This is a genomic window from Luteimonas salinilitoris, assembly GCF_041300785.1.
In the GTDB taxonomy this organism is placed as follows: Bacteria; Pseudomonadota; Gammaproteobacteria; order Xanthomonadales; family Xanthomonadaceae; genus Luteimonas; species Luteimonas salinilitoris.
On the sequence record NZ_JBFWIB010000056.1, the window covers coordinates 1 to 880 of the forward strand.

At 67.8% G+C, this 880-nt stretch carries 1 protein-coding gene; it reads left to right on the forward strand.

Features of this window, described 5'->3' with window-relative positions; translation table 11 throughout:
* Positions 1 to 44 precede the first annotated feature (44 nt).
* The coding region (locus tag AB5T46_RS20415; protein ID WP_370565946.1) for an IS30 family transposase at positions 45 to 880 on the forward strand (836 nt) is incomplete at its 3' end.

Below are 880 nucleotides of genomic sequence, written 5' to 3' on the forward strand. Positions count from 1 at the left end.
GCTGGCAGACTGGAAGGGATCTCTCCGGCAAGAGGCGATCCCTCATGTACAGCCAGCTCACCGAGCAGGAACGATACACCCTGTCCGTCCTCCGCCGCGATGGGCAGTCCTTCCGATCCATGGCCCGGATCATGGGACGCTCGCCCAGCACGATCAGCCGGGAGTTCGAGCGCAACCGCTGTCACCGGACTGATGGCGCTTACCGTCCCAGCAAAGCCCAGGAGCGTACCAACGGGCGCCGGCGTCGATCCCGGCAGGTCAGCCAGCACGGCCCCGATGTCTATGGCCGAGTCGAGGCGCTCCTGCGTCATGCGCAATGGAGTCCCGAGCAGATCGCCCGCTGGTTGGTGCGACACGGCGTGGCGCGCATCAGCCACATGACGATCTATCGGCACGTTCGCCTGGATTGGCGCGAAGGCGGCGCGCTGCGATGGTGTTTGCGACACGGTGGCAAGCGGCGCCGCAAGCGCACGTTCGGCCCGGAGCGGCGGGGCAAACTGCCGGGCAAGCCGATGATCGACCGTCGGCCGGCGGACGTCGAGACCCGGCAGCAGGTCGGTCACTGGGAAGGCGATACCGTGATCGGCACGGCCAGCGAGCGCCCGTGCCTGCTGACGCTGGTCGAGCGCAGCACCGGACTGGCCCTCGTCGCCCGACTGCCACACCGGACGGTCAAGGCGGTCAACCGCGCGGCGCTGGACCTGATTCGGCGCCGCGGTCTGCCGTTCAAGACCATCACCTGGGACAACGGCACGGAGTTCCATGGGTACCAGGCGCTGGAGCAGGTGGCCGGTGTGCGCTGCTACTTCGCCTATCCGCACCGCCCATGGGAGCGCGGCAGCAACGAGAACTTCAATGGCCTGCTCCGGCAATACCTGCC